Origin of the sequence: Pedobacter nototheniae (assembly GCF_032678625.1) — a bacterium.
In the GTDB taxonomy this organism is placed as follows: Bacteria; Bacteroidota; Bacteroidia; order Sphingobacteriales; family Sphingobacteriaceae; genus Pedobacter; species Pedobacter nototheniae_A.
The window spans coordinates 144,667-156,245 of record NZ_JAVTSO010000008.1 but is presented as its reverse complement, the minus strand read 5'-3'; the positions used below and the strand labels follow the sequence as shown (position 1 = coordinate 156,245).

Here is an 11,579-nt window from a genome sequence, read left to right as displayed (position 1 = left end):
AAATCACCCAAGATCCGCTGGCCTTGCTTTCCTAAAACAAAAAAATAATCGGAACTTACTTTCACTTGATTAGTGATAACACCAACCAAAAGTTAAACATGTTTTGATTGATCATATCACCGACCAAAGGTTAAATAATATCATTTATTTGATATGCAGCGCCGCCTGAATTACATCTTCTTTTATTTTTTCAACAAAATTTACTAAATTTGTTAGCATTGAAAAGATCAGGAAGCGCAGATTTACCTTTACATTATGGCCATGTACCACCCTGGCTGGCGCAGCGCATGGCAAAATTAGGTTTAGCCATTACCGAAGCCATATTGGTAGAATATGGAAAGGCTGAAGTGTTGCGGCGCTTAAGTAATCCGTTCTGGTTTCAAAGTTTAGGCGCGGTTATGGGCATGGACTGGCATTCATCCGGCATTACGACTTCAGTAATGGGTGCGTTAAAAAAAGCAATAAATCCATTATCGCAGGAATTGGGCATTTACATTTGTGGAGGCAAAGGCAAATACAGTCGTGAAACACCTAACGAGTTGCTCAGAATTGCTGAAAAAACAGGCTTAAACGGACATGATTTGGTTCGGTCAAGCAAATTAAGTGCAAAAGTAGATAATACAGCTATTCAGGATGGATTTCAATTGTACTTACACAGCTTCATTTTAAGTAGTGATGGCGATTGGACTGTGGTGCAACAAGGTATGAGTAATAATAGTTCTACGGCAAGGCGGTATCACTGGCATTCGGCCAATCTAAAATCATTTATTGAGGAGCCACATACCGGTATTTGCGGAATTAACCAGGGGAAAATTTTAAATCTGACCTCCAATGATGCCGTTGCGACCCGGGCAAGCTTAATCAGCATGACAGACGAATCGCCGGTTAGAATGTTAACTGAAATACAGAAACTGGTGATGCCTGCCCACCACGAATTAAAGGCTAAAGATGTTGATTTAAAACGTTTAGGCAGTATCCTTTGGCTTGCACAGGAAAAGAAACCTGCTGATTTTGAAGATTTATTGCTGCTTGAAGGTATGGGGCCAAGAACCTTACAATCGATGACTTTGGTGAGCGAGATTATTTACGGTACACCTTCCCGCTTTAGCGATCCGGCCCGTTATTCTTTTGCGCATGGCGGTAAAGATGGACACCCTTTTCCGGTACCTACTAAAGTTTATGATGAAACAATCAGCATTCTATCCAAAGCGGTAAATCAGGCAAAAATTGGTTTTACAGATAAACAGCAGGCTATAAAGTCACTTCATCAAATTGCAAAAAATGCAGAACAAAACTTTACTCCAAACCTTGATTTTGATAAAGTTATAGAAAAAGAACGCAAAGAAAGCTGGAAATATGGGGGCAGAACCGTTTTTGGGAAAGAGAAGCCACCGCAAGATGATCAGCTGAAGTTGTTTTAAAGTAAGTAAGGTTTTCTAAAAATTATTTCTCAATCTTCATCGTATTGCAAATACTGAAAAACTGGGATGCATAAAAAAAGGCCGTAACAGATGCTACGGCCTTAAATTTGAACTTTTCTTATTTAAGCATAAGCTACGGCATCTCTTGATGCAAGCTTTGTAGTTCCCATTAAATATTCATCTACCTTACGGGCCGCTTCCCTGCCTTCTGATATTGCCCACACAACAAGTGATTGTCCACGACGAACATCACCGGCAGCAAAAATTTTAGCAATATTGGTTTGATAAGTATGTTCGGAGGCCTTTACATTTCCACGGTTATCCAGCTCTATACCTAATTTCTCAATCAAACCTTCTTTTTGGGGATGCAAGAAACCCATAGCCAATAATACCAATTCGCAAGGTAAATCTCTTTCTGTTCCGGCTACCTCTTTAAAACTAACAGGGCGGCCGTTTGCATCAATGTCCCACTCTACATCCACTACTTTTAAGGCTTTTAAGTTGCCGTTTTCATCTGATATAAAGTTTTTAGTGTTTACTGACCAGGCCCTCTGCGCACCTTCTTCGTGCGAGGAAGTACTTTTTAAAAGCATTGGATAGGTTGGCCATGGCATGTGTGCATTACGCAATTGCGGAGGCATAGGCATAATTTCAAACTGGGTAACCGATTTTGCACCATGGCGGTTAGATGTTCCAATACAGTCTGAACCCGTATCGCCGCCACCAATTACGATTACATTTTTACCGGTTGCCATAATGTCTTCTACGACCACTTCTCGATTTGCAACACGCTTATTTTGTTGTTTTAAGAAATCCATTGCAAAATGCACACCTTTAGCCGAGCGCCCATCAATAGGCAAGTCGCGCGGAATGGTTGAGCCACCCGCCAAAACCACTGCACTATAGTCGCGCAGAATGGTTCCTATCTCTACATTCTCGCCAACATTAGCATTACATTTAAATACAATCCCTTCTTCCTTCATTAAGTCAATGCGGCGATCAACGATATTTTTCTGTAATTTAAAATCAGGAATACCGTAACGGAGTAAACCGCCTGGTGCATCATCGCGCTCAAATACAACAACCTCGTGCCCTGCTTTATTCAATTGAGCAGCAGCTGCTAAGCCTGCCGGACCTGAACCAATAACTGCTATTTTTTTACCCGTGCGGATAAGGGGTGCTTTAGCTTTAATAAAGCCTTTTTCAAAGGCGATTTCAATAATGTGTTTTTCAATTTCTTCAATAGAAACCGGCGGACGGTTAATGCCTAACACACATGCTGATTCGCATGGAGCCGGGCAAATCCTGCCTGTAAACTCAGGGAAATTATTTGTACTTAATAAAATATTTGCTGCCTGCTCCCATTTAGCCTGGTAAACAGCATCATTAAATTCGGGTATTACGTTACCCAGCGGGCAACCAGACTGGCAAAATGGAACGCCGCAATCCATGCAACGGGCTGCTTGTCTGTTTAATTCTGCTGAAGGCAATTCATTTAAAAATTCCCCGTAATGTTTCACACGTTTAGTAGCTTCTTCTCTAAGCGGTGCAACTCTGTCGTATTCTTGAAATCCTGTTACTTTTCCCATGGCTTAGTGTGTTTTAACTTGTTGATTACGTTTGCTAAGAACGGCTTTATATTCTTTGGGGAATACTTTGACAAAATGAGCAGACTGTGTTTTCCAATCACTTAATATAAATTCAGCAACCTTACTATCAGTTAGGCGAATATGAGTTTTAAGCAAAGCTAAAATGCGTTCCTCATCTTCAGCTAAAAGCGGGTCTAAATCAACCATTTCCTTATTGCATTTACGTGCAAAAGTTCCATTGGCATCATAAATCCAGGCCACACCGCCACTCATACCAGCGGCAAAATTACTTCCGGTATCACCAAGAATTAAAACTTCACCTCCAGTCATGTATTCGCAACCATGATCGCCCACACCTTCTACAACCGCAGTTGCACCTGAGTTGCGAACAGCAAAACGTTCACCAGCTTTTCCGCGGGCAAATAACTCGCCCGATGTGGCCCCATAAAGGGCTACGTTACCAATAATAATATTTTGTTCGGGCACATAAGTTACATTTCCAAAAGGATAAATGGCAAGTCTTGCCCCCGAAAGACCTTTACCTACATAATCGTTTGCTTCGCCTTCGAGCGATAAAGTTAAACCACGAGTACTAAAGGCGCCAAAACTTTGCCCGGCAGAACCGTTAAACTTAAAGTTAATGGTATCAGGAGGCAAGCCCATACCTAAATGTACTTTCGAGATTTCGTTTGAAAGCATGGTTCCGGTAGCACGATCAGTATTTTTAACATTGAAACTTGCAAATACAGGCTCATTATGATCAATAGCCGGTTTAGCAGCCGCAATCAGCTGGTGATCTAAAACATGGGCCAGCCCGTGATCTTGTTTTTCAGTGTTGTAATATGGTAAGCCATTATCTTCTGCTTTATACAAAATGCCTGATAAATCGATGTGTTTTAATTTCCAGTCCTCAGCACCTAAATCACGGACTTTCAAAGCGTCAGCCTGGCCAATCATTTCGTGAATGGTTCTGAAACCAAGTTCTGCCATTACTTCGCGTAATTCCTCGGCAAGAAAATAAAACAAGTTTACCACATGATCAGGATCGCCTGTAAATAATTTTCTTAATTCAGGATCTTGCGTTGCAACACCAACAGGACAAGTATTTAAATGGCATTTACGCATCATAATACAGCCGGAAGTAACCAGGGCTGCAGTTGCAACGCCCCATTCTTCGGCACCTAAAAGCGCAGCAATTGCAATATCCCTGCCCGTTTTTAGTTGCCCATCTGTTTGAAGAACAATACGGTTACGCAGTCTGTTCTTAACCAGCGTTTGATGTGCTTCTGCAAGGCCTAATTCCCATGGTAAACCAGCATGCTGGATGGATGTTAACGGAGAAGCACCTGTACCACCATCAAAGCCAGATACCAAAATTACATCGGCATGTGCTTTTGCCACCCCTGCCGCAATGGTACCCACACCAGCTTTAGAAACCAGTTTAACATTAATCCTGGCCTCACGATTTGCATTTTTTAAATCAAAAATCAGTTGGGCTAAATCTTCAATAGAGTAAATATCGTGGTGTGGCGGTGGAGAAATTAAACCGACCCCTGGTGTAGAGTGACGGACTTTTGCAATCCAGTCATCTACCTTGTGCCCAGGCAATTGCCCACCTTCACCCGGTTTGGCCCCTTGCGCCATTTTAATCTGCAGTTCGTCTGCATTGGTTAAATAATAACTGGTTACCCCAAAACGTGCAGATGCAACCTGTTTAATGGCCGAACGCATACTGTCGCCATTTGGTAATTTGGTATAACGCATTTCATCTTCACCACCTTCGCCGGTATTACTTTTACCGCCAATCCTGTTCATGGCAATAGCGAGTGTAGAATGGGCTTCGTGAGAAATAGACCCAAAAGACATGGCTCCGGTAGCAAACCTTTTTAAGATGGACTCAGTAGATTCAACCTCATTTAAAGGTACTGAAGGACGGTTATAGTTAAACTCAAACAAACCGCGAATGGTATAAGCCTGTTGTGTTTGCTCATTAACCAGTTTAGAGTATTGTTTAAAAATATGGTAATCGTTTTTACGGGTTGCATTCTGCAATAAATGAATGGTTTGTGGGTTAAACAAATGCTGTTCGCCCCTTCTGCGCCATTTATAAGTACCACCAGCTGGCAACAAATTTTCTGTTTGTGTAGAAACGCCAAAACTACGACGGTGTTTAATTAAGGTTTCGTGCGCAATCTCATCTAAACCTAAACCTCCAATGCGCGAAACCGCACCTGTAAAATAAGTATTAACAACTTGCTTGTTTAAACCTAAAATTTCAAAAATCTGCGCGCCGTGATAAGATTGCAAGGTCGAGATTCCCATTTTTGAGAAGATCTTTAACAAACCGCTATTTACGGCGTAAGTATAGTTTTTAGTTAAAGTTTCGATTGATAAACCCGATTCTGCCGTAAAACCATGTATGGTTTCTAAAGCTAAGTAAGGGTTAACCGCCGTTGCACCAAAACCAATTAAAGTAGCAAAATGATGAACTTCCCAAACATCGCCGGCTTCTACCACAATACCAACAGCACCACGGTAACCTTTACGGATTAAATGGTGATGCACAGCCGAAACGGCTAATAACGAAGGCATGGCCGCATGTTCAGAATCGATGGCCCTATCGGTTAGCACAATAACCTGAAAACCATCCTCAACAGCATCAACTGCGTAACGGCAAAGGCGGTCTAAAGCTTTAGCCATGGCACCAGGTTTCCCATCAGCCCTGAAATAGGTTTGTAAAGTTTTGGCCTGAAAAACCCCGGTATCTATACTTCTTAATTTTTCTAATTCCTGATTGGTTAAAATTGGGTGTTTAATACCCACACAGTGGCATTGCATTGGGCTTTCTTCTAAAAGATTACCATTATTACCCATAAAACCAGCTAAACTCATCACCACTTTTTCGCGGATAGGATCAATTGGTGGATTGGTTACCTGCGCAAATAACTGTTTAAAATAATTAGATAAGTGCTGTGGTTGTTTCGACAGGATGGCTAAAGGTGTATCGGTTCCCATTGATCCAATAGGTTCCTTACCTTCTAAAGCCATTGGCTTAAGCAATAAATCTACATCCTCTCTGCTATAGCCAAAAACCTGCTGATATTTAAGTACCGATTCTTTAGAAAGACCCGTAAACATTACACGTGGTTCAGGTAATTCTTCTAAACGGATTTGATACTGATTTAACCAGTCTGCATACGGACTGGCTGTACAAACCTGTGTTTTTATTTCATCATCACTAATAATCCTGCCCTGCTCCATGTCTACAACAAACATTTTGCCCGGCGTTAAACGGCCTTTTTCTATAATTGTACTTTGATCTATAGCTAAAGCACCTGCTTCTGACCCCATAATAACCCGGTCATCAGAAGTAATGGCATAACGCGAAGGACGTAAGCCGTTACGGTCTAAAGTAGCACCAATTAATTTACCATCTGTAAAGGCAATTGCAGCTGGCCCATCCCAGGGCTCCATTAAAGTAGCGTGAAATTCGTAAAAAGCTCTTTTAAGCGGATCCATATCCTCGTTACCATCCCAGGCTTCGGGTACAAGCATCATCAATACATGAGGCAATGTTCTGCCAGCATGAAGTAATAATTCAATTACGTTATCTAAACAACCTGAATCAGAATTGGTTTCGTCTATAACCGGCAATAACATATCCAGTTCTTCAGGTGTAAAATAAGCAGATGCGAATGATTTAACACCTGCCCTGAACCAGTTTAAATTTCCCTGTAAAGTATTAATCTCTCCATTGTGCGCAATAAAACGAAAGGGTTGCGCTAATCTCCATGAAGGAAAAGTATTGGTTGCAAAACGAGAATGCACCAAACCCAAAGCAGAAACCAGGCGTTTATCGCTTAAATCTTTAAAGTATGTACGTACCTGTAAAGAAGTTAACTGCCCTTTATAAATAATGGTTTGTGCAGATAAGGAAACAATATAAAAATCTTTACCACCATTTACGGTATTCAAAATCAGCTTAATCAGATAGTTTTTAAATATATAAAGCTTACGCTCGAAATCGGCACCAGGAGCAACAGCATAAGGACGGGCAATAAAAACCTGTTCAATTTCTGGCTCAACAGAAAGGGCCATACTTCCAATATCTGTAGTATCTACATCAACTTTTCGAAAACCTAAAACTTCAAGCCCTAATTTTTCTGCAGCGCGGTAAATTAATTCCCTGCACTCTTCCCTTGATCTTAAATCTTTAGGCATAAAAAGCATGCCTACGCCGTAATTATTTGTTGCAGGAAGACTAAATCCTGTTTTCAGACATTCATCATAGAAAAACTCGTGTGGAATCTGAATCATAATCCCTGCGCCATCTCCGGTATTTGGTTCAGCTCCCGAAGCGCCTCTGTGATCTAAATTTTCTAAAATAGTAAGTGCATCTGAGATGATCTGATGCGATTTCCGCCCTTTCACATGCGCAACGAACCCAATACCGCAGGCATCGTGTTCAAATTGTGCATCGTACAATCCACTGTTTAATTTCATTCTTTTGCTCGTTAGTTGTTAGTGTATAGGAAACACTAAGATAAAAGAAATCGATTACAAATTATAGACTTTACATTCCTTTTAGGATAATTTTAGTTTTAAAGTAATTTAAATTAAGTTAATTATCATATTCGTAAAATTCAAACCAATAATTTACAATTTAGATAATCAGTAATTTTATTAAAAAAACGCTAAAAAGAGCCTTTTTAAGTACTAAAACATTTTACTAATCCATAAATTATATGATTTAAATCTTCTAAAAAACGACCGAAAAATGCAATTCAACCTAAAAAAAACAATTATTGGCAGCCAAAAGCAGCAACTAAAAATAATTTAATAATTATATTAATTTAACAATCAACAACATAGCTTTACTATTCAAAAAAATAGAAAAATGAATTTTGTAAAACAACTTGTTTTTCTACCTTTGTGGCGGGCAAGTCTTTTACGACCAGCTCCCTTTGAATCCCCCCAGGGCGGGAACGCAGCAAGGGTAGAAGGTTGTAGCGGTGCGATAAGAGGTGCTTGCCCTTTTTTTTTACTCCCCCATTCCCCTGAAGGGGGACACGAAATTCTTCAGGGTTTACACCTAATTATCACTTAAGAATTTATAAACATGAAATTTTTTATTGACACAGCTAATCTTGATCAAATCAGAGAGGCACAAGATCTTGGCATTTTAGATGGCGTAACCACCAACCCGAGCTTAATGGCTAAAGAAGGCATTACCGGCGACCAAAATGTAATTAACCACTATAAAGCAATTTGCGATATTGTTGACAATAATGTAAGTGCAGAGGTAATTGCGACTACTTACGACGAAATCGTTAAAGAAGGTGAAGCACTTGCGGCTTTAAACCCTAAAATTGTTGTAAAAGTACCGATGATTAAAGATGGTGTTAAAGCGATTAAATACTTTTCATCAAAAGGAATTAAAACCAACTGTACTTTAATTTTCTCTGCCGGACAGGCGTTATTAGCCGCTAAAGCTGGTGCAACTTATGTTTCTCCATTTTTAGGCCGTTTAGATGATATTTCAAGCGATGGTTTAGTTTTAATCGAAGACATCAGAACTATTTTTGATAATTACGGTTACGAAACTCAAATCTTAGCCGCATCTATCCGTGGTCCGTTGCACATTGTAAATTGTGCAAAATTAGGCGCTGATGTAATTACAGCTCCTTTAACTGCAATCGTAGGTTTATTAAAACACCCATTAACCGATAGCGGTTTAGCTACTTTCCTGGCAGATCATGCTAAGGCTGCAGGTAAATAAGCGTTAAGTTATTTTATAAGAGAAGCCCGTATCGTTTGATGCGGGCTTCTTTGTTTACATTGTTTTTCTACCGAGGGTACAAGTAAATAACTTAATAAATAGAGGAATACAGGGTCAAAATAACCATTTGAAGCGCAGGTTTCTGCGTAAATAGGTTACCATACTCCCGTTTTCCATTATAGCCCAATAGAAAAATTGGGCTGCCATTTCAATCGGAGGCTATTGAACCTTAACCCGGGTAAGAAATAAAAATTATAGCTTTATTATACCGGAAAATATAGGCGTTAACGATGGAAGTGACATCCTTTTTTGCTTAAACACCGGGCTGTAATCAAGGGCGGCAAAAAAGATATAACGAACAGCGTGTTAAAACGCCCGAATCATAAATAAGAAAATCCTAAGTTATAAGCCGGCGGTATCGATTTAAAACTCAGGATTTTAATATTAAAAATGAAATAGTTTATTTATGCACCTAATACTTCTTTAATCTTTTCATAGCTAATTTGTTCATCAGGCTCAATTAAAATGCCCTTCACTCCCGCTCCGTTTGCCGCCTCAACATCGCGCGGCTTATCGCCAATCATAACTGATAACGCCGGATCAATATCAAACATATCAATAGCATCTAAAAGCATACCTGATTTTGGTTTGCGGCATTTACAATCGCCCGAAACCGTTGGGTGATGCGGGCAATAATAAAACGCTGCAATCTCTGCTCCTTTTTTAGTAAAGGCATTGCGCAACAACTGGTGCATAATTGCCAATTCTTCTTCGCTATATCTTTTTAAAGCGATACCGCCCTGGTTGGTAATTACAATTAAGAGGTAATCTTCGTCAAATAGTTTTTTAAGTACCGGAATTTGGTAATCAAGAATTTTAAAATCTTCTACACGGCAAATGTAATCGTGCATTTCGTGATTTAAAACACCATCACGATCCAAAAAAATAGCTTTGTTCATTATCAGATATGAATATTGAGATATGAGGTTATTCCTCATTTAAATAATTGCCCAAAATAAGGGAAAATTAACGGCATAAAAAAGCCCAACCGGATATGGATTGGGCTTTGAAACTATTTTAAGATTCTTTATTTTAATTTTAAACCTACTTTATGTCCTTTTACGGCAAAAAACAGGATAAATAGGTAACAAGGTAAAACCGTTATAAAATAAGATAGCTGGAAATCTAAATGTAAATGATCTTTCAAATACGCATACAATAAAGGCCATACCGCACCACCTGCAATACCCATAATCATAATTGCTGATCCGGTTTTAGTGAATTTACCTAAATGACTAATGCCCAGCGGAAAAATTGCCGGCCACATTAAAGAATTTGCAAGACCTAAAAGTGCAATAAAAATAACAGAGGTATAACCTGTTGTTAAATAAGCTACCAAAGTAAAAACAATCCCTAAAATAGCACAAATGCGAAGCGCAAATTGCTGTGAGATGTATTTAGGAATGGCGATAATACCTAAAATATAACCAATTAACATTCCAGACAAGGTTAGCGCCGTAAAGTACTTGCTAATATCAGGGCTGATTCCTAAGGCTTTACCATAAACACCAATAATATCACCAGCCATTACTTCTGCCGCTACGTAAACGAAAATACAAAAGGCACCTAAAAACAAATGCGGAAACTGGAATATGCTTTTATGCTCCACAACGGCTCCATTGCTTTCATCTACTACATCTTCTTCTACATGCACTTCGGGTAAACTGGTAAACTTAATTACCAGGGCAAATAAGCAAAAAACTATAGCCAACACAATGTAAGGCATATTTACACGCCCAAGTACATCATTTAATAATTGCTCCTTTGCAATGCCGGTAGCCGCTTCTATCTTTTTCTCAATATTTGATGCATTTTTAAGAAATAAGGTTCCCATAATAAATGGTACAATAATACCGGCAAACTTATTGCAGATGCCGGCCATGCTAATGCGTTTTGCAGCACTTTCTATCGGACCAATAATTGTTAAATATGGGTTAGAAGCAGTTTGCAATAAAGCTAAGGCTGCGCCTTGTACAAAAATACCTGTTAAAAACAATCCAAATGTTCTGGTTTGTGCAGCCGGTATAAATATTAAAGAACCAATGCCCAGCACAATTAAGCCTAATATGATTCCATTTTTGAATCCTACTTTTTTCAAAATCCAGGAAGCTGGAAGGGCTAAAAAGAAATAAGCCATATAAGAAGCGAAAGTAACTAAGAATGCCTGAATATCAGATAAACCGAAGGATAACTTGAAAAATGGAATTAAGGTTCCGTTTGCCCAGGTTACGAATCCGAAAATAAAAAACAGAATGCAAATGATTACAAGTGGTTTTGGTCCTCTTGAAGGGTTTTGTGTGTTTTGGGTCAGCATAGTTTGGTTATGGATTGGTTTTGATTGATGGTGCCAAACTAAACAAATAATTTAAAAATTACACCATCAAACGTTTGCGTGATTTTCAAATTATACTACATCGGGTAAATAATTAATCTTTTGAATCCGAAAACAAGTCGATAAAGCCCTAAAATCCTGTTAAATTTGGATCTCCGGCCTGTAGCCTCATATTTAAATTATCTGCACAATAATTAATCTTCCTATAAATCAACAAACTAAGGGATTTTGAGAAAAAATATTTGCAAAACATGCATTAGAACCCTACATTTGCAGCACTTCAAACAAACGGAGACGTTTTAAGAAGAGATGATTCCGTAGCTCAGCTGGTAGAGCATTACACTTTTAATGTAGTGGTCCTGGGTTCGAATCCCAGCGGGATCACAAAGAATAGTAAC

Annotated in this window: 6 protein-coding genes, 1 tRNA gene and 1 other RNA gene; 4 read left to right on the top strand and 4 right to left on the bottom strand. The window is 39.2% G+C overall.

Going from position 1 to position 11,579, the window contains the following annotated elements; all coding sequences use genetic code 11:
- Positions 1-218: 218 nt before the first annotated feature.
- Positions 219-1,421 (top strand): DUF763 domain-containing protein, encoded by a 1,203-nt coding sequence (locus R2Q77_RS19550; protein WP_316805392.1) that lies wholly within the window; start codon positions 219-221, stop codon positions 1,419-1,421.
- Positions 1,422-1,543: 122 nt separating this feature from the next.
- On the opposite strand, the gene R2Q77_RS19545 is transcribed toward R2Q77_RS19550, so the two are convergent.
- Positions 1,544-3,010 (bottom strand): glutamate synthase subunit beta, encoded by a 1,467-nt coding sequence (locus R2Q77_RS19545; RefSeq protein WP_316805391.1) that lies wholly within the window; start codon positions 3,008-3,010, stop codon positions 1,544-1,546.
- Positions 3,011-3,013: 3 nt separating this feature from the next.
- A complete protein-coding gene (gene gltB / locus R2Q77_RS19540; RefSeq protein WP_316805390.1) occupies positions 3,014-7,513 on the bottom strand; it encodes a glutamate synthase large subunit in 4,500 nt (1,499 codons plus the stop codon).
- Between the two features lie 434 nt (positions 7,514-7,947).
- On the opposite strand from gltB, the gene ffs reads away from it, so the two are divergent.
- Both ffs and fsa read left to right on the top strand, forming a co-directional pair.
- Positions 7,948-8,047, top strand: an RNA gene (gene ffs / locus R2Q77_RS19535) — signal recognition particle sRNA small type.
- 82 nt (positions 8,048-8,129) lie between these two features.
- Positions 8,130-8,789 (top strand): fructose-6-phosphate aldolase, encoded by a 660-nt coding sequence (gene fsa, locus R2Q77_RS19530; RefSeq protein WP_316805389.1) that lies wholly within the window; start codon positions 8,130-8,132, stop codon positions 8,787-8,789.
- 464 nt (positions 8,790-9,253) lie between these two features.
- On the opposite strand, the gene R2Q77_RS19525 is transcribed toward fsa, so the two are convergent.
- Positions 9,254-9,748, bottom strand: coding sequence for an HAD family hydrolase (locus R2Q77_RS19525; RefSeq protein WP_316805388.1), 495 nt, complete (start codon positions 9,746-9,748; stop codon positions 9,254-9,256).
- Between the two features lie 128 nt (positions 9,749-9,876).
- Positions 9,877-11,163, bottom strand: coding sequence for a sugar MFS transporter (locus R2Q77_RS19520; protein WP_316805387.1), 1,287 nt, complete (start codon positions 11,161-11,163; stop codon positions 9,877-9,879).
- Positions 11,164-11,492: 329 nt separating this feature from the next.
- On the opposite strand from R2Q77_RS19520, the gene R2Q77_RS19515 reads away from it, so the two are divergent.
- Positions 11,493-11,565 (top strand) — tRNA-Lys (locus R2Q77_RS19515).
- The last annotated feature ends 14 nt before the right edge of the window (positions 11,566-11,579 follow it).